Consider the following 18,854-nt stretch of genomic DNA (forward strand, 5'->3'; position numbering starts at 1 on the left):
TTTGAATCCTCCGTTCTATGCAATTTCACCTAGTAATTTGTATGCTTCTTCTTTGGTTTGGACAGATAATAACCGCTCTCTATAACTGTCATCCATTAGTTTTCGAGAAAGCATTTGAAGGATTTTTAAATGTTGATTTCCCTCATTTTCTTTTGGTACGGCAATCATAAATATTAATTTCGCTTTAGTTCCATCAAGGCTCTTCCAATCTACCCCTGATTGTTTAATTCCAAATACCACGCTCGGTTTCCTAACAGCATCTGATTTTCCATGCGGAATCGCAATATTCACACCAATCCCTGTAGTACTTTCTTGTTCACGGTTCATAATAGCTTGTTTAAATTCTGTCACTGAATGCAATGCACCTACATGCTTTAATTTTTGAATCATCTCATCAATGATGTCATCTCGTGTTCCTCCTTTTAAATCCGTTTCAATTAATTCTAAATTTGTAATATCTGTTAGCTTTTTAATTTTCATCTTCTCTACTTGTGAGCTTTTGCTTTGTGCTTCTTGTTCCAGTTGTTGCACTTCTATTGTTGCTGATACTTCTTTTATTTGTTCAATTTCTTGTTTTTCTATCTTTGAAACGTCTTTTTTCAATACATTCACTAAAACAGCTGTCACAGTAGAACCTACTATTACAGCCACAAAAAACATAAATACATTATCTACTGCCCCTAATACAGCCACAATCGGACCACCATGTGCCACTCTGTCACCTACATGACCGATCATAGCAATCACAGCACCCGTCATCGAACCAGCCATTATACTCGGAATAACACGAAGTGGATCTTGTGCTGCAAAGGGAATTGCACCTTCCGTAATACCAAATAGCCCCATTGTGAATGATGCTTTACCCATTTCTCTCTCTGAATCTTGGAATTTCCCCTTACCTATGAAAGTAGCAAGTCCCATCCCGATTGGTGGAATACAAATTGCTGCAGCAATTGGACCCATAATTTCATAGTTTCCTTCTCCAATCATTGCTGAACCAAATAAGAATGCTACTTTATTGACCGGACCACCCATATCAAATGAAATCATTGCCCCTAAAATTAATGCTAAGAGAATTGAACTTGACCCTTGCATACCTGCTAACCAAGCTGTTAATGATACGAAAACTTGCGCGACAGGGGCACCAATAATAAATACAAATGCTAAACCTACAATAAGGGAAGTAAATACCGGAATAATAATAATCGGCATAATTGGTTGAATCGCTTTTGGAACTTTTAATTTTTTGATTCCTAACGCTATGTAACCAGCTAAGAAACCAGCGATAATTCCACCAAGAAAACCGGCACCACTTTCACTTCCGTAAAAGCTTCCTGTTGCTGCAATATATCCACCAATCATACCAGGAACAAGTCCAGGTTTATCCGCTATACTATATGCAATATATCCAGCCAGTATTGGAACCATGAACGTAAATGATGCACCACCAATTTGTTCAATGGTTTTCCAGAAAGAACCCTCCGGAATCACTAGACCCCCAGGTGTTTTTTCTCCCCCAAGTGTTAACGCAATTGCTATTAATAATCCCCCGACTACGATAAATGGGACCATAAATGATACACCATTCATTAAATGACGATATATCGGATTTTGCTTTCTTTCCTGTTGGTTACTTTCTACTATTTTTGACTGTGAATGATAAATAGGTACATTACCACTGATTACTTTCTGAATTAATTCTCCTGGTTTACGAATACCATCTTGTACTCCAACAACCAACAATTTTTTTCCTACAAATCTATCTTTATTTACGACTCTATCTGCAGCTATAATAATGCCGTCTGCTTCGCGAATATCTTGTTCAGTCAACTCATTTTCAACCCCTATTCCACCTTGGGTTTCAATTTTCATTTGGACTCCTAATTTATCCGCTGTTTTTTGCAAATTTTCAGCTGCCATATAAGTATGGGCAATCCCATTTGGACACGATGTAACCGCTAACAACTTCATTCTTAATCCTCCTCACACTTTTACTAACCGCCTACACTTACTATAAATCAATATTACGACGTCAAAAGTTTCATTTTTTACCGTAACTTCCGGAAAAATAAACCTTTTACCCAAGCAAACAACGGGTTATTTGATCTTCCACTTTTCGGTTAAGTATGTAAAAGGGACAAAAATTTCATTACGTTTGTTTCTTTCGCAAGCTTTTGAATAAAGGATGGTTGCTCACTTATAAAGGATAGTTCCTGAAACAATTGTTTCGTTACCTCTTGTCCATCACTTTTAACTGCTAGCATAAATACAAGTGATACCTTCTCTGCTCCCCAATCAATTGGTTCCTTTAATGTAGCAATTGCAATTACTGACTCTTGAATAAATTTCGGATTTCCATGAGGAATTGCGATTCCTGCCCCAATCGTTGTCGCTGACATTTTTTCTCTTATAATTGCGTTTTCTGCATACTCTTTATCTACATACCCCTTACTATGCAAAGCATACGCTAGCTTTTCAATTAGCTCATATGGGTGCTGTATATCCTGTTGTAAAAAAACTAAAAATGGAGATGTATAATTGAGCATAACAAAGTCTTTTTGTTCTTTATAACTTGTCTCATCACAATTTTGTATAAAGTCTCCTAACTTCTTTTCTTCCGGCCCCTCTAATAATGGGGATACTACTATATGAGGAATGTTTAATTTTGAAAGAGTAGTAGTTGAAATAACGAGATCTACATCACGATGTTTCATCATATAACTTTGTAAATCAGCTTTTGAAATACAGTCCATCACATGGATATGACGAAATTTACGCTCAATTTTTGTACGTAACAACTGAGACGTGCCAATTCCCATATGACAAACAATAATTACATTTTTAGATTTTCCCTGGTGATCTAACCGTTCAACAGATGCTTCAAAGTGTAGAGTAAGATAAGCCGCTTCTTCTTCCGGAATATATATATTGAGAGAATCATTTATTTCTTCTAATACTTGTATCAATACATTAAACACATAGGGATACATTCTTTTTATATCGTGTAACATTGGATTTGAGACGGAAAGATCATAGTTTAAGCGATTCAATGCAGTATATAGATGAATAGTTAACCCTTCAATTAAAATTTCGTCTTTACTGAAATCAATTTCATACAACTGCGACATACGTTTAACTAATTGCTGTATAACCATAGAAAGAATTGGATTACTTTCAGTAAGTGTGCTACCCTGCATTGGCTTATCTTGATAACGAATTTTCCCACCTAAAATATGAGCTGTTAAATACGTAACTTCTTCTTCTGTAAAATGAACAGAAAAAACACATTCCAACTGTTTTAAAAATTCCAATGTCCATATATATTCTTTTGTTTCTTTCAGTATTTTAATTTCATTTTCAGCATTTAAAATAGGTTGCTTAAGTTTCATTCTCCGTACCATAAGTAACGTATGCACTAATAAACTTTCAAATGTATCATCTGTAAAAAATAATGCATTTCGTTTTTGTAACGCTTTTAATTCGTTCGTAACAAATTCAACCTCATGATATTGAAATTGTTCTTTAATAAATTGATTCGTAAGATCAGAATTACGAATCAAATCTGATAATCTAGCCAATGCTCTTCTTTTTTTCTTTTCATTTCCATCAATAATAAGTCCAACTCGCTGTTTTGAAACAATGGTTAAATCAAAATGATGTAACCATTTTTCAATTCTATCTAGATCTTTTTTTATAGTCGTTCGACTTACAAAATGTTGGGATGCCATATCCTGTGCAGTAACTGCCTTTACATTCATTAATAAGTTGTATGCAATTTGTAGAATTCTTTCTTCATCTGATTCATACTTTGTGCGATTATTAATACAATAAAGTTTATTAAACAAGTCCACCTTCTCATATTCATCAATCTCTAAGTACACACCTAATCCCGGTTTCCTAACAAGAATCGCACTTGAATAATTCGCAAGGTGCTCCTCAATTATTTTAAAGTCATTACGAATTGTTTTTTCAGAGCAATTCACCTTATCAGCAAGGTCTTGTACTAATGAATAGTCGTTAGATTCAGATAATAGTAGAAATAAAATTTCTTTTTGTCTTGTATTCATAAATTTCACCTATCTCTTATATCTTTCTATGTTATATGCATTACTTTACAAGATACTTTTACCCTCTCTTATAACTAGCAATTTCAATTAATTATACTCATTTTCAAATTTTAGTTACCTTACGTTAAAAATTCTTATTTAAAATTAATTATTTTTCTCGATACTCCAACATCATTTCTATATTAAGTATCTTCAGCAACTAAGAAGACAATTAATTTCAATATACCGTAAAATATCCCAATTAAAAGTTTAATTTATTACCAAGGCTCCGGAAAAGCTGCTTTATTTCTGTACCGAAATAAAATCCTGTATTAGTAGTTTTTTTATCTACATAATTAATTTTAATCTCTCTTCTAGAATCTCCCTATCTGATTGTGATTTTGAAATTACAAGACATGTATCATTTCCACAAATACACCCTACTTTTTCTTTCCATTCTACAGAGTCTAATAACACACCTATAACATGTACATTACCCGGTAAAGTTTTGATAATGGTTAATTGATTTATATAATCAATCTTTACGACAACTTCTCCCAACTTTTTCTTTAACATCATATCAGTTTGTATATTATCTCCTGTGAAGTTTTTATATATTGTTAAACCGTTTGAAGAAACTGTCTTTATTATATTTAATTCGCGAATATCTCGCGAAATAGTAGCTTGTGTTACAATTTCCCCCTTTTTTGCTAACAGCTCTACTAACTTTTCTTGTGTATCTATTTCATGCTCTCTCACCGCTTGTTTAATTAGCCTTTGTCTTTTCTCTTTTCTCATAAAAGACGCCCCTTATATCGTTATACTTTTATTATATCTTGGCATAAATTTTATTCGAAAGAGGCGAAGGAGAATGTTGCGGAAACGTTCATAGTTTTGAGTACTTTACGCCCCTATAGAAGCACACCACACATCCATCAACTTAAGGATGTGAACTGCTTTTTATGAATCTGGATAACAAAAGAAATATCTTTATTCGCTGAAGAGCTATATTGATATATAAGTACTAACCTTCAATTACCAATCTATCCACTGCAATAAAATATGATAGGTTGTAACATCTACCAGTATTTAATTAACGAACATTGCTTAAATCATTTCAACTAATATTTAAGAGGAACATACAATGAATAAAATAAAAAGGTTACTAAAACGTAAAACGACTTGGATAATTCTTATTCTATTTGTAATTGTTTATGTAAATAACAGTTCTTTTTTTGCTGAGAGGGCCGATGGGACTCCTCTTCTTCTTGCTCACCGAGGGCTTTCGCAAACATTTAGCATGGAAGGGATTGAGGGTGATACATGTACAGCTGAACGTATAAATAAACCTGAATATCCTTATTTAAAAAATACAATTCCATCTATGGAAGCAGCATTTAAAGCTGGGGCTGATCTAGTAGAGTTTGATGTTCAACCAACTAAAGATAATAATTTTGTTATTTTTCATGACTGGACTCTTGATTGCCGTACTAATGGTAAAGGTGTCTAAGGCTTCATTATATAGAAAGCTATCAGAAGGGAAACAATAATCATTCCTTATTCCGTTAAAGGACTATATAACAGAATAAATTATTGTCAAAATTAGAATTTTTTGAAATAATCGTTATTAAGTTGAAGGTGAGCGATTGCAGAAAAAAGTGATACGACTTTCTCTTACTTAAGAATTGTGGAATAATTAAAAAATCCGATTAATTATATTCCGAAAGGGTGTGTGTAAAATCTTATCAACTAATGTTTTTACTTATAAATCTAAGGATGGAAAAACAATAATAATTAGAGAAGCTAAAGAACAGGATGCGGAAAGAATGCTAGATTCTGCTTCAAAAGCTTTAATAAACGCTCCATATATGCTAAGTACGGTTGAGGATATAAAAAAGGTGAGTATTGATGTTATTCAAAAAACGTTAAAAACTTATCATGAAAATCCAAATTATGTACAGTTTATTGCTGAAGTTGATGGTAAGTTAGTCGGTGCAATAGATTTTAAGAACGGAAACAAAGAAAAAATTAGTTATCAAGGGGCTTTTGCGATGAACATACTACCTAAATATCGAAATTATGGTATTGGAAGATCTCTTCTAGAAACGTTAATCAATTGGGCTAAAAATAACAGTAAGATTGAGAAAGTCTGTCTTGAGGTAATGGAAGATAATCTAGGTGCAATCCAGTTATATAAGAATCTAGGCTTTTTTGAAGAGGGTAGAAAAGCAAAGGGTGTAAAATTGGATGGCGGCTATCAAGATTTAATATTAATGGCTTTATTTGTTTGAAATTGAACATTATTCAACAATAGGGAGCTTTAATTGAGTAAGAAAAAAAGCCTAATTTCTTCACATTAAATTGAGAAATTAGGCTTTTTAATATTGAAATTTCCTTAACGTTGTAAATCCGCATTTTCCTGACGCTACCCCATGCCCATCAACTTAAGATTTTTATAATACCCCAAAACAAAAAAATTGCCCATTTTCGCCTGAAGATGTCAATTTTCTCGTTTTGGGGTATTTGTTTGTCTTATCTTGATGGATGTGTGGCTGTACCCCTTAAGAGTATCCTGATATTACAAAAAAGAACTAAGATGTTTCATCCTAGCTCTTTTTTAGCAATATCAACTTATTATATACATTCCTCAATCATTATTTTACTTCATTGGCAATAAAGAAATGCTCACATACACTTGAAATACGTTTTAAATCCACATTGCCACCTGAAATAACCGCTACTACTTTTTTACCCTGTACATATTTATCAACTTTGCCTGCAAGAAGAGCGGCTGTAGCTAACGCTCCTGCTCCTTCTACGACAGCCTTTCCGCGTTGCAATAAGTCTTTCATCGCTACTTCTAATTCTTCTTCCGATACAGTTACAATGTCATCTACTAGGTTTTTTACAATTTCAAAGGTTAAATTTCCAGGTATTTTAACTGCACAACCATCCGCTATTGTTGGAGCTTTATAATGTGATACAATTTCTCCAGCATCATAAGAAGCTTTCATACCGTGTACGTTTTCAGCTTGAACTCCAATAATATTAATGGAGGGATTAAATGATTTCAGTGCTACAGCAATCCCTGAAATAATTCCTCCTCCACCAATAGGTACAATAACAGTATCAACATCCCACATATTATCCAGAATATCTAACCCAATTGTCCCTTGGCCAGCCATTACTTCTACATCATCATATGGATGTAGGTATGTTTCGCCTATTTCTTTTATAATCTCTTCACATTTTGCTTTTGCATCATCAAATGTATCACCGTATAAAATAACTTCAGAACCATATCCTCTCGTCGCATCCACTTTAGCTTGCGGTGCAGAGGTTGGCATCACAATTTTACTTTTGATACCAAGTAAATGAGAAGATAATGCGACACCTTGTGCATGGTTTCCAGCTGAGCAGGCGATTACACCACGTTCTTTTTCTTCATTTGTAAGTTGAGAAATTTTATTAAATGCACCACGAAACTTGAATGAACCTGTTAACTGCATGTTTTCCAACTTTAAATAAATTTCTCCACCGGTTTTACTGGTTAAATAGAAAGATTTAACCAAAGGCGTTTTTCTAGCATTTCCATCTAAAATTTTTTGTGCATTTTTTATATTCCCAATGTTGAGTGGTAAAATTTCATTACTCATATTAACACTTCTTTCAATGGCTTATAATCTAACTCTAGTGTTGCGCCTAAATTCTCATAAGTTATCGTACCCTTGTAAATATTTATCCCCGTTGCTAAAGCCGGTTTATTTTGGATTGCATTCTCTAATCCATTTTTAGCTATTTCTAGTAAATACTCAATATTTCCATTTGCTAAGGCCATAGTAGAAGTACGTGGAGTAGCACCAGGCATATTTGGTACTGCATAATGGATTACATCATGTTTAATAAATACAGGATTATCATGAGTTGTATAATGATCGACTGTCTCTACCGTACCACCTTGATCTATTGCAATATCCACAATGACACTTCCTGGCTTCATAGATTGAACCATATACTCTTTAACAATTTTAGGAGGGCGAGATCCTGGTATTAAAATTGTTGAAATAAATAAATCTGCTTCTTTAATCGTTCGCTCTAGATTTTCAATATTAGATTCAATTATATTTACTTCTTCTGTTGTGTATTGCTTTCTTAAATATGCAATTCTTTCTTGATTAACCTCTAGGATTGTAACACTACATCCAATTCCAATTGCCATATCACAGGCATTAGTTGCAGCATTTCCTCCACCTAAAATAACTACATTTCCGGCAAGGATTCCCTCAATACCTGATAATAAGATCCCTTCTCCTTGATGTTGTTTTTCTAAATAATATGCTCCCATAAATACAGCACGACGCCCAGCAATTGCACTCATTGGCTTTAATAATGTCAAAACACCATCTTCGCTAATTGTTTCTCCTGCAATTGCAGTAGTACCAGCATTTCTCATTGCTTCTACGCATTCTTTCGACGCAGCCAAATGTAAAAAACCTCAGATTATAAGATTTTTTTTAAAGTAACGATATTCTTCAGGTAATGGTTCTTTTACTTTAACTACCATATCAACTTCCCAAGCTTCTCCTTGTGCTACTAAATTTGCACCTGCGCCTGTATATTCATCATTTGTATATCCTGATCCAATACCTGCATCTTTTTCTACTAAGATTTGATGCCCTTCTTCAACTAACTTCCGAACATTTTCAGGGGTCATTCCTACACGTGCTTCTCCCTTTTTTATCTCTTTAACTACTCCAATTCTCACTTCTAACACATCCTTTTATAAGCAATATAATACCTAGGATTAAAAAAGTAATACGCGAATTTACCAAACTTATTATGTCCATTCATGTTATTTTTATCGCCTAACTAGCTTTTAAGGTAGAAAACATTCAATATCAATTATTGTTATATGGATATGTAAACATTTTTGAAATCCTAGGTAATATTCCCCCTTCCAAAAATATGTGGAATTGATTCGGCGACTAAAGAGACGATGCACTGAAAGAATGTATGTACTGAAATTGTTGCGAAAACAGCATTGCTACTTGTATTAATAACAGAAACTGTATTAGAATTCACATTGGCAAAATAATATATTAACTAATTCAGTCAATGATGACCTCATAAACGTAGATTTAAATTAAGAAACCTCTTTAGAGAAAAAACCCTAATTAGGGGCTGTTACTGTGCTTTTACGACAAGGCTATTCAAGAAATTACTAATTGAAGAAGCTTGAAAAATACGTAGGCTAAAAGAGCTGATATTATAATACTTTTCAGTAATTATAAGTATTGATGGAAAGTATTTAGATTCTTTTGGCTGCCAAGATTCGTTATGCCATTCCTGACTGTGGAAGTATAATTCATACCTATTTATTTTATCTTGCATAACTTTTTTGCTGCAAACTGACCTCTGGACTTCAATGAAGAATGGAGATCTACGCCAAATTGTAAATGCATCAGGTTCCATGAATTCTTTACCGTACTTTGGCTCCACTTTAAACAGTTTAGGTTTTTCATAATAGATAAGCTGTTTATATACATCTAATATGCCTAGAAAGTGGGGAATCTTTTGGCTAGTTTTGCGAAGTGTGCTGGATTGAGGGAAGTAAATGTATGGCTGTTGCGAGATATTGGCATCCACATGACCATCTCTTCTTAATCGCTTCATCACCGTATTACAGCATGTAACCGCGTTCTTTAATCCTTGAAAATGCAAATCAATAATGTCATCACGAGACATACATCTAAAACGCTTCAAATTGTTTAGTATGGCTTTGTCTCTATTCCTCATAATCCAACACCCCGAATAATTGATTTTCTTCTTGTGGTAGGTTTTGCAACTTTATATTCTCTTTCGGAACGCGATAAGGTTCAACTATCTTCTTGGCTTTACTTAATTCTAAATAAGGAGATTGTACTTTCTTTAATCCATTTAACTTTAATATCATTTGGCCAGATTGCTCCAAGCGTTCTGAACCAGGAGTACCCATAATATTACTGTTAATTGTACTATCACATTTAAAGCCCATTCTAACCGTCATATTGAGCTTTAACTTACCATCCAGTACTTTTGCATCAGGGCGTTGCATACTTAGCATTAAAAAAACTCCAAGTGCCCTTCCGACTGCCGATATTTTTTCAACTATAGACATACATTCTTTTTCGTCTTGCAACATGACCACTTCGTCGATAGCAAGTAAGATATATGGTTTCTGATTATCAGGATTTAATTTGTTGTATTCGTCAATATGATCTACTTCATACTCTTCCATCAATTTTCTACGTTCGCGTATTTCCTTCCACACTTTCTGCAGCATAATCTTCATTTCTATTTCTTCCATGCAAACCTCTTTTACATGTTTCACCCTTCGCAAGAAATGAAATTCGGAATTCTTCAAATCACCCAGGTACAAATGTAATTTATCAGGAGACATATATTGAATGAGTGTGGACAGTACAACGCGTACCATACTACTTTTTCCGCTCCCTGTCTCTCCTGCAATTAGAAGATGCGGCGTGTTTGAAGCAATCATGTCATACGTAATCATATTTCCAAATTGGTCACGCCCTACAATTACGGGAAGATGATGTTGTATAAGTAATGGTTGCCACTTCTTATAACTGTAATTGTATGCTTGTAGCCCAGCATCCGAATGAAACACATTAAGAACAAACCTTTTAATATCACCTTCAATTGCTACATTACGCCCTAATATTTGTTGAAAGCAAAACCACTTCTTTTCAATGTTTTTCGGATCTAATCCGTTTGAAATGGTAAATATGTATCGAACCTTTTCTTTCGAGGAAAAAATGTCATGTATCTTCGGGTAAATGGGTACTTTTCCACCTCTTGTTTGATGGTCTACATATAAACCTGCCTTTACAAATACCTCTATAAGCCGATTCTTCAAACTTTGTTTATGAAGCCAATCCTTTAAAATCCCCATGTAATTTCCTCCCTAAAACATCTCCACAATTTGAATGAATACATAACCAATGAAACAAACTCCACCTATCCTCATTCCATAATATATTCCATCACTTAAAAGTTTCGCTGCTGCAACATGATCATTTTTCACAAGATGCTTTTCTAACAACGCCCCTCCAATTGTCGTTACTCCTAAAGCTCCTAAAGAGATAAATGTAGTTAACATATAAATCTCCCCTTTATAAACAGAATTTTGAATGTTGATGATACATGGGCTTACAAACTTAGAAATTTGGTAGAGTTACCTTGATAGCTAATTTGGTAGCAACCTTGATACATCTTATTGTGAATAGCTTGTACAATATGCAAATTTTTCTTTGCAATTGCGTATAGTTTTTTGCATTTTGGACAAGGATGATTAAAAAAGATTATGGAGGAGATTAGCGTGTGGGGTAGAGGTATTGGGAGACATAGAACAAAGCTAGCTAAATTTTTAGCTAGCTACGATTACTCAATTCAGGATTTTTCTAAAGCTAGTAAAGTAAACAGAAATACATTAGGCCAACTGTGTAATGACAAGGATTATGTACCATCACCAAATACAATGCAAAAAATAATGAAGATTGTTAGAAAACATGATTCTCGAAAACAAGTAACTGACTTTTGGCATATATAAAGAGAATAAACTCTTTATATATCATTCCTTATGCAAGCTTGATATTAATTTTTATAGGGATACGGTAACGATTCCTTATAGGCATTTCCTTACTGCCCTCTCGTTCTCGCACTAAGCCTTAATTAATTTTTTAGTAGTGGAAGATTGTTTTCTTTTATTAAATCATAAATGAATTTTTCTAATACACTTTCAGCTGCTTCTCGCATTTGATCCGGTGTTGAATCATTAAACACCTTTTCTATCTCCCTAAGTAGTTGTTTTAAAGAATGGTTTTCCTTGCTATTTTCCAGGAATTCTTCACCTAACCCTTGAACAAATGTACTAATAACAATTACCTTTTCCAATTTAGTTAGTTCCACCTCTATTCCTCCTAATCAGATTATCATTCTCATCAAACATGACCTCTCCCCTAATTAAAAAAGAGTTACAAAAAGTCTTGTTGTTATGACAAGATATGCATAGATATTGTCGATTCTCATGATTTAAGTATTATATATATCCTGCGGTCTAGTCTTAACGAAATGCTCAGGAACTTCCCTAAATCGTATAATTTTCATAATAGACCAGTAAAAGTCTCTAAAGGTATTACTTTAAATTCGAATCACACGTTTGTTAGGATCTATAAATCCACACTAGAGGTAAAAAGTGGATTTATAGATCCGTATTTTTGGACAAATTTACCGGATGAATTAGCAGAAACTTTGTGTTATTCTGAATTTGTTGGATATCCCAATACATTCAACAATGCTCAAAATTGCATATTTATTATGCAACCATCCATCCTGATACCTTAGCTAATACTTCTCCCTAATTGTCGTTATTGCTAAGGTATCTTTTTAGATGTCCTGTGTGCAGTGCGTTTTATCACAGTGATAAATCTATTTTCCCCATCATGTTATCAATACTTTTAGTACATATTCTTAATAAAATTAAATTCCATATTTTTACTTTGTGTATATAATTTTTACGTCTTTAAGATTTGTCCTTACCATTTTGAAATCTTATGTTAAAATCTAAACATATTTTTGGACCACTAAACTAATATATAAAGTTTAAGTAACAAACTTTATATATTAAATGGTTGCCATAAAGACAAGGCAAATATCCAAGTAGGATCTCCATTTCCTTGATAGCTTTGAACCGCTTCATAAAATTTCCCTTGATACTCTACTTTATCTCCTTTTGTATATGCCTTTTTGGGATCCCATTTTTCATACGTTACATTTTGACTCTTTGTTGTTACTGTAAGGATGTTGCTTTGAACCGAGATATTTCCAGCCGTATCTACAGCCTTTACAGTATATTTATATTCTTTATTAGCTGTAAGGTTTTGATCAGTAAACTTTGTTTCTTGTACAGTTTGAATTAATTGTCCATCACGTAACACTTGATACTCTTTTACACCCACATTGTCTGTAGAAGGATTCCATTTTAGCTCTACACTGTCTGATGCAACATTGCTTGCATATAATCCTTGTGGTTGTGTTGGAGCTTCTGTGTCCGGTTTCGGATTAACAATTTGATTTACTTTCTTCAGGCCATCCTTTGTAACTTCATATATTACTTTTTTATCAAAGCTTTCGCGTTTAATATTATCCAGATTTGTTAATGTCGCTCTCTCTCCACCTTCTAGGTGTATAAGTTCAATAAAATTGCCTACTTTTACTGGGACTGTTTTTGATTCAGCATTTTGTTGATTATTCCCATAAATCTCTTTGTTATATACCACTTTACCTGATGTATCCTGTACTTTAATACTTGCATACGTACTATCAAAATAATTGTGTGGTGTACCTGCTATTAAACTAACTTGCAATTCTTCTGTTGATTTATTTAAATCAAGTTTTGCAAATTCAAAATCTCCTATACCCTTCATCGACCATGCAAACCGATCCCCTTCTAAAATGTTTGGAGATTCATTTTTGATTTTCACCTTTTTTTCCACAGTTTGATCAAATATATCTGTTAATACAATTTTTGCATAAGTATTTGTTGGTAATGATATAGATTGACTGATTCCATTTTGGTAAGATTTAATATCATTAATTACGTTAATCGGTTGGCCCGTCATATTTTCATTATTATAAATTTCAATTTTCCCCTTAAATTGAGGTGTACTACTATCTTTTAATTGCCAAGTTATATTTAATTTTTCATTTTCATAATACATAGACTTTACATCATAATCTAGTTTTCCTATTTCAGGTTGGCTAGGTTGATTTAACGTAAATGTTTTTCCTGTTCCAATAGTTGATCGAGAGTCTCCCCCAGCCTTAAACCAAAGATATTCTGAAGTAGCTCCCCCATCCCAATTATTATTCAATGGCTCTTGCCCCTCTATTGATTGAGTATTCCAAGATGTCCATTTTTTATCTGAGATATTTCTTCCATATCCATTTTTTACACGTGCCTCTCTTACATCTTGTCCATTACCAAGCCAGTCTTCTTGAAACAGCGTTTGTCCATAGTTAAATGTAACGTTAGGAACTGGAAAGTCCATAATCCCAATAAGCTTCCATTGGTTTTTTGAAACATCTTTTAACCACTGTCCAAATTTTGTGTGTCCATTCTCTTGCCAAGAACGCATTGTCATGCGATACCAATTATAATTCTTCCAATCATATGTCGTCTGAATTTTAAGACCTGTTCCTTCTCCACCAAAATTACTTGCAACTGATGTAGGGGATACATATTCTGCTTTTATTGCCTCCTTAGAAGAAATAGGGTCCCAAACTGCAAAGTGTAAAGTACGCTTTCCATTTTCATCAAAACCGCTTTGTTGTTGGAATCCAGCATACCCACCAGCTTCTCCCCCCTGGTTCCAGTTATGTACAGCCCAATATGTATAAGGTGCTGTTTGAACAGGAGACCAGTCTATACTAATAATATCTGAAGAAACACTATTTTTAGGTGTAACATAAACTCCTGGAGCAGACGCCGCCTCTATGATAGAAATTGATGTTCCAAACATCGAAAACACCGTACTAGCTGCTGTAATTGCTAGGATTTTTTTGACGCCATTTCTTGTTCTTTGATTGAACATAATTTTCCCTCTCCTCTTTCGTTATTAATAACTATTTAAAATAATATCTCTCTATATGCAATTGAACAAATTTTCCATGAATGTAGTACTATTTTAATAAAATGGATATATTTGACGTTATTTTCACTGTTATTCAATAAGCATTTATAGTATTTCGTTATAAATTTAAGTTATATATCGCTGAATTTATCCTATTAACAATAGAAAAATTCATAAAAATAAAAATATTTCAGAACTTTTTAAGCACTTATTAATTAAAAACCCCCCATTTTTCTACAAATGAGGGCGTAATGCGTTGAAAATCTTATAGTTTACTTTCTACATCTTACTTATCTAAAAAATATTGAATTCATTTTTAAGTATTTGATGATATTGTTTCTCTGTTATTTCTTTTTTAATTTTCTTTCCATGCCGGGTTTCTGTAAAACTTCGCTTAGTAAGTGCAATATGCCCGTGTTCAATTAATTTGCAAATAATATTCGCCTTATTTACTGGTGATTCTGGATGCTCTATAACCATGTTTTGTATAGCATTCACTTTCTTTTCATTAATTGCATTTAAATAAAAAGCATAACCGATAGACCAGGTATCACTAAGATCAGAATCAAAAAAATGTGAAGTTTCTCCATTTTCCCCTTTTTTCATTTCTAATACATGCGTTCCTTTCTCCGTATTTTGTTTGCGAACACGATATTCGCCCGTTACAGAAGTCACGCTGTCACCGTGAAAAGGAACAGGATGTAAAGGGAGATAGGATGCAAAACCGGCGTCTATAATATAGTTTTCATATTTGTGTTGTAAAACGATAAGGGCATGGCCATCATCAGGGTTCCACTTTCTTGTTTTTGGATCATATAGAGTTCCAGCTATTCGATACACATTAAATCCACAATCACACAAAAAATAATATAATAAAGAATTAATTTCATAGCATAATCCGCCACGATTCTTTAAAAGCAGCTTTTCTTCAATATTTTCTCTAGAAAATTCTTTCGTATTTCCTTCCATGATGTCTATGTTTTCATAAGGTAATAAGTGCCCCATCTGCAAAAGAATTCTATGTAAATCTTCGAATTTCACATTTTCTCTTGGGGGAATTTTTAATTTTGAGAAAAACTTTTTTTGTAATTCAGTTAACATTATATATCTCCTCCATTTGCAGAAATTATATTTATTTACCTATATATTAAGACTACTAATTATATATGGTGTACAGCATGATTAATACATTTCATAAAAGTGTGTAGCACTAACCCTATTAGCGACAATTAAGGAGCAAGTGCTCAAAAATTCCTTAATATTTATTCAAATGTATGTTTTTGATATCTTTGCTAATTCCCCAAAACTGAGTTGATAAGAATTTTAAATGTAACGTATAAAAGTGTACTTTATGAAAAATCAAAAATAGAGAATCTAAGATGCAGTTATTATTCAGATAAATAACTATATAACCTTTAATCCTTCTACTTATACATATAATACTCTTTATATCGTTCAAACTTAGATTTTTTTGTTTTTGCTGGTATTATGGGTGACCTTAATGTTTTAGAGGGTGCCGCTTGCTTTGGCATTTCTAATACTCCACGTTTCTTGAGCTCTCTATACAAACTACTCACTTTGCACCCTACTATTTTCGCAATGTCTGGATATTCGGTCCCTTGATTAAATAATTGAACTGCTTGTTTGCATCTTTCATCCCATTTTTCTTCTGTCGTTCGATTTTTAACTGATTTTTTTTCTAGCTTGAAATACTCTCTTTCTATATTACACTTCTCCGCATTATACTGTTCTGCGTCCGCTTGAAGATTACAAAACTCCTCCCCCTCTAAGGGTATCATTTGTGCTTTTTTCGTAATTACTTTCATGTTTCATTCACCTCATTTTATTTGATAAATTCTCGCATCCTACTACGTTATCTACAATTCTTGCTAGTTTCTCAGATAATACTTATAATAAGGCCATTAATACTTCTATCCTTATCACTTCTATTACAACTTTTAATTAATTATTTACAAGCCACATTGATTTTGCTGTTTACGTAAACTACTTATTTGACATTCAAATTGATGTACATTTCTTATACATATCCATTCCTTCTTAACACCAGCGCATGCTAGCAAATGTAATCCCACTTCAGTTTTATTTTTCTTTTATCAGCCTTTTCATCAAAAATCAATTCCGTTCCTATTTGACATACTGCTTTTCCAATTTTTTAATCATCAATACAATATTTATGTACACTACTAGTATGATGATCTTGCAAATCTAAAATACAAATTCTCATTTCTCTATTATTCATAATTCCAATCTCTGCGGTATAATAGTTGCCAATATTACACCACTAATGACAGCGCTTTCTAATTCTAATAGATTTGATTCATCCCATTTGAACAAGTCTATCCATTTTTGAATCCAACTCCAAACAAGCCTACAATTCCATTCAAAACAACGGGTATTTTAGTCTGAATTTTAAAATTATTTTTCTGTACAAATGTTGCCGATGTGGTAAAATTATAAATGAAAAAGAGTATGGATTTAAAAGAAGCCAATGAATATAAAAATTGGCTTTTTTCTTGATGGAAAATGAAACAAAAACTTCTTTAAATCTTTATTAGTGATAAGTTTTAAAGAAAATCCATCCTGGCTATAGTTTTACACAATTGTAAACTATAGTAAATTGATATTATTAATATTGAATATTCTTAACATTAATCCCACCTATACACATCCACAAACAAAATATTACTATTAATTTCTACTAATTTTTTGTAAACATACTAAATTATCACCTTTCTATTAGATTTATTTATCATTAAATTTATATATTATTTTTTAATATAATTAATCCCTTTTTACATTTAATATTTACCTTACAAATAAAGGTAATCTATCACGTATAGTGAATCTGAATAAGGGATATGAAGTTTACACATCTTCTGTACCTACTACACCACTCACAAATAATCCTGTTCTTAAAAGTGTTGCTGCTAATAATGTTTTAATCATTTTTCATTACCTCCTTGTTTTGTTTGAGCATGCATTTAGCATAAAACAAGAATCTATAGTTGATATGGACTGTATCTGGAAATTATGTAAAGAAAAATAAGTGGTTTCTCGGTGCGTAGGCAAGAACATATTATTAAAATCTTTTTCAAGTTAAGACCCTAATAGGGATTCTACCACATCGTTATCAACTTAAGAAATTAAATGTACCTCGAATCTCCCTATACGTCGCTCAAAAAGGTAGATGTAGTGTAACTCGGGAGAAACTTCTCCCCTGCGGGACATCCATTGTTGTCACAAGCAATTATGGAATGAAACATAGGACGATAGCTACAAAAACCTTACAATTGTTAAATCGAGTATTCACAGATTAATTCAGGCAACCAAAGTGGAAATCATTAACCAACTACTCTTTGAGCTACAACTTAACGAGGAACAGTTAAACAAACTCAACAAATTGCGAAAACTAGTTAAAAACGAGGAAATCTGTATGAAATCACAAACTGAAGTGGAAACAAATAACGAAAAACTAGCGTTGTTTACTTAGAACTTATGATTATTGGTTGAGAAGAAAACTACAATATAGATAGAGCGCGGTATGCCATGAAAGTGGGACGTACTGTGCGGATCGGTGGAAAAGTTAGAAATAACCTTAAAGACTTACCTATCGACAATCATGCAGTTATGCAAGAGCAAAATTACTGGAAAGGTCAAAAACAGAAGTTTCGAAAAAAAATAAAAAGTTATTTATTACATTAGAACCGCATTTGTATGAAAGACTGGAAGAGTTCGCATTGTATAACGAAGATCTAAATCAAATCGCATCGGAGTTAGTAATAGAGGGCTTAGACTATATCTATAAAGAGGGCATACCTGTAATGTAATCTCATGCTTTTCAGCATTTTGTAAAAATTGAATTATCACCATTTCAACAAAAACTCTTACAACAATTAGCGCTCAAACGAGGATGTTCAACAAGAAAAACGGCATATCCAGTATTAAAATTCATGTTACAGACAAAGTAAAAGAATCCAACGTTTAACGAAGGATTCTTTTACCTGGTGTTCGTTGGCAAATAGCTTCACCAAAGGAATTGAGTCTAGCCACTCAATTCCTTTTTTATGTTATAAAAAAGTGTGTAATTTGTCAAAAA

At 33.0% G+C, this 18,854-nt stretch carries 14 protein-coding genes and 4 pseudogenes; 5 read left to right on the top strand and 13 right to left on the bottom strand.

Annotated elements, in window-relative coordinates:
- Positions 1 to 15 precede the first annotated feature (15 nt).
- The 3 genes from AC241_RS29850 to AC241_RS29860 all read right to left on the bottom strand — a co-directional run bounded on the left by AC241_RS29850 (position 16) and on the right by AC241_RS29860 (position 4,844).
- A complete protein-coding gene (locus AC241_RS29850) occupies positions 16 to 1,971 on the bottom strand; it encodes a PTS fructose transporter subunit IIABC (protein WP_050845436.1) in 1,956 nt (651 codons plus the stop codon).
- A 149-nt stretch (positions 1,972 to 2,120) separates the two neighbouring features.
- Complete coding sequence (locus AC241_RS29855) at positions 2,121 to 4,067, bottom strand: BglG family transcription antiterminator (protein WP_050845437.1); 1,947 nt, start codon at positions 4,065 to 4,067, stop codon at positions 2,121 to 2,123.
- Between the two features lie 327 nt (positions 4,068 to 4,394).
- Entirely contained in the window at positions 4,395 to 4,844 is a 450-nt protein-coding gene (locus AC241_RS29860; protein WP_050845438.1) for an arginine repressor, read from the bottom strand.
- Between the two features lie 346 nt (positions 4,845 to 5,190).
- Here AC241_RS29860 and AC241_RS29865 point away from each other — a divergent pair.
- Both AC241_RS29865 and AC241_RS29870 read left to right on the top strand, forming a co-directional pair.
- A pseudogene (locus tag AC241_RS29865) lies at positions 5,191 to 5,553 on the top strand (glycerophosphodiester phosphodiesterase family protein); the annotation flags it as partial.
- 223 nt (positions 5,554 to 5,776) lie between these two features.
- Positions 5,777 to 6,337 (top strand): GNAT family N-acetyltransferase, encoded by a 561-nt coding sequence (locus AC241_RS29870; protein WP_080990938.1) that lies wholly within the window; start codon positions 5,777 to 5,779, stop codon positions 6,335 to 6,337.
- Positions 6,338 to 6,700: 363 nt separating this feature from the next.
- On the opposite strand, the gene tdcB is transcribed toward AC241_RS29870, so the two are convergent.
- The 6 genes and pseudogenes from tdcB to AC241_RS29895 form a co-directional block, all read right to left on the bottom strand.
- Positions 6,701 to 7,702, bottom strand: a complete 1,002-nt coding sequence (gene tdcB / locus AC241_RS29875; protein WP_050845440.1) for a bifunctional threonine ammonia-lyase/L-serine ammonia-lyase TdcB — start codon at positions 7,700 to 7,702, stop codon at positions 6,701 to 6,703.
- Positions 7,699 to 8,811: pseudogene (gene ald / locus AC241_RS29880) on the bottom strand (alanine dehydrogenase). Before ald ends, tdcB begins: the two are co-directional and overlap by 4 nt.
- A gap of 173 nt (positions 8,812 to 8,984) precedes the next feature.
- Positions 8,985 to 9,128: a hypothetical protein gene (locus AC241_RS36095; protein WP_196303447.1), complete on the bottom strand. Its 144-nt coding sequence runs from the start codon at positions 9,126 to 9,128 to the stop codon at positions 8,985 to 8,987.
- 102 nt (positions 9,129 to 9,230) lie between these two features.
- Positions 9,231 to 9,842 carry a replication-relaxation family protein gene (locus tag AC241_RS29885; RefSeq protein WP_050845441.1) on the bottom strand — a complete coding sequence of 204 codons (612 nt, stop codon included), beginning with the start codon at positions 9,840 to 9,842 and terminating at the stop codon, positions 9,231 to 9,233.
- Complete coding sequence (locus AC241_RS29890) at positions 9,832 to 10,998, bottom strand: FtsK/SpoIIIE domain-containing protein (protein ID WP_050845442.1); 1,167 nt, start codon at positions 10,996 to 10,998, stop codon at positions 9,832 to 9,834. Before AC241_RS29890 ends, AC241_RS29885 begins: the two co-directional genes overlap by 11 nt.
- A 12-nt stretch (positions 10,999 to 11,010) precedes the next feature.
- Positions 11,011 to 11,205, bottom strand: a complete 195-nt coding sequence (locus AC241_RS29895; RefSeq protein WP_000958230.1) for a hypothetical protein — start codon at positions 11,203 to 11,205, stop codon at positions 11,011 to 11,013.
- A gap of 219 nt (positions 11,206 to 11,424) precedes the next feature.
- Between AC241_RS29895 and AC241_RS29900 the strand changes: the two genes are divergently transcribed.
- The gene (locus AC241_RS29900; protein ID WP_000264559.1) at positions 11,425 to 11,655 is read left to right on the top strand and encodes a helix-turn-helix domain-containing protein; all 231 of its coding nucleotides are present in this window, start codon (positions 11,425 to 11,427) and stop codon (positions 11,653 to 11,655) included.
- Positions 11,656 to 11,777: 122 nt separating this feature from the next.
- Here AC241_RS29900 and AC241_RS29905 read toward each other — a convergent pair whose 3' ends face one another.
- The 4 genes from AC241_RS29905 to AC241_RS29920 all read right to left on the bottom strand — a co-directional run bounded on the left by AC241_RS29905 (position 11,778) and on the right by AC241_RS29920 (position 16,563).
- Positions 11,778 to 12,014, bottom strand: a complete 237-nt coding sequence (locus AC241_RS29905; RefSeq protein ID WP_000424048.1) for a hypothetical protein — start codon at positions 12,012 to 12,014, stop codon at positions 11,778 to 11,780.
- 707 nt (positions 12,015 to 12,721) lie between these two features.
- On the bottom strand, positions 12,722 to 14,698 hold the full coding sequence (locus AC241_RS29910) for a DUF3472 domain-containing protein (protein WP_050845443.1): 1,977 nt from the start codon (positions 14,696 to 14,698) through the stop codon (positions 12,722 to 12,724).
- 333 nt (positions 14,699 to 15,031) lie between these two features.
- A complete protein-coding gene (locus AC241_RS29915) occupies positions 15,032 to 15,838 on the bottom strand; it encodes an arylamine N-acetyltransferase family protein (protein WP_050845444.1) in 807 nt (268 codons plus the stop codon).
- A 323-nt stretch (positions 15,839 to 16,161) separates the two neighbouring features.
- On the bottom strand, positions 16,162 to 16,563 hold the full coding sequence (locus AC241_RS29920; RefSeq protein ID WP_000864835.1) for a hypothetical protein: 402 nt from the start codon (positions 16,561 to 16,563) through the stop codon (positions 16,162 to 16,164).
- A gap of 1,341 nt (positions 16,564 to 17,904) precedes the next feature.
- Between AC241_RS29920 and AC241_RS35405 the strand changes: the two are divergent.
- Together AC241_RS35405 and AC241_RS35410 are read left to right on the top strand one after the other, a co-directional pair.
- Positions 17,905 to 18,248, top strand: a pseudogene (locus AC241_RS35405) (group II intron reverse transcriptase/maturase); the annotation flags it as partial.
- A gap of 137 nt (positions 18,249 to 18,385) precedes the next feature.
- Positions 18,386 to 18,726, top strand: a pseudogene (locus tag AC241_RS35410) (hypothetical protein).
- Positions 18,727 to 18,854: the final 128 nt, after the last annotated feature.

Source organism: Bacillus thuringiensis, assembly GCF_001182785.1.
Classification (GTDB): domain Bacteria; phylum Bacillota; class Bacilli; order Bacillales; family Bacillaceae_G; genus Bacillus_A; species Bacillus_A thuringiensis_S.

Bases quoted from the DNA above. Each gene is read 5' to 3' on its own strand.
- AC241_RS29895 (WP_000958230.1), bottom strand. From the start codon at position 11,205: ATGTTAACTACATTTATCTCTTTAGGAGCTTTAGGAGTAACGACAATT.
- AC241_RS29920 (WP_000864835.1), bottom strand. From the start codon at position 16,563: ATGAAAGTAATTACGAAAAAAGCACAAATGATACCCTTAGAGGGGGAG.
- AC241_RS29860 (WP_050845438.1), bottom strand. From the start codon at position 4,844: ATGAGAAAAGAGAAAAGACAAAGGCTAATTAAACAAGCGGTGAGAGAG.
- AC241_RS29855 (WP_050845437.1), bottom strand. From the start codon at position 4,067: ATGAATACAAGACAAAAAGAAATTTTATTTCTACTATTATCTGAATCT.
- AC241_RS29910 (WP_050845443.1), bottom strand. From the start codon at position 14,698: ATGTTCAATCAAAGAACAAGAAATGGCGTCAAAAAAATCCTAGCAATT.
- AC241_RS29915 (WP_050845444.1), bottom strand. From the start codon at position 15,838: ATGTTAACTGAATTACAAAAAAAGTTTTTCTCAAAATTAAAAATTCCC.
- AC241_RS29885 (WP_050845441.1), bottom strand. From the start codon at position 9,842: ATGAGGAATAGAGACAAAGCCATACTAAACAATTTGAAGCGTTTTAGA.
- AC241_RS29850 (WP_050845436.1), bottom strand. From the start codon at position 1,971: ATGAAGTTGTTAGCGGTTACATCGTGTCCAAATGGGATTGCCCATACT.
- AC241_RS29890 (WP_050845442.1), bottom strand. From the start codon at position 10,998: ATGGGGATTTTAAAGGATTGGCTTCATAAACAAAGTTTGAAGAATCGG.
- tdcB (WP_050845440.1), bottom strand. From the start codon at position 7,702: ATGAGTAATGAAATTTTACCACTCAACATTGGGAATATAAAAAATGCA.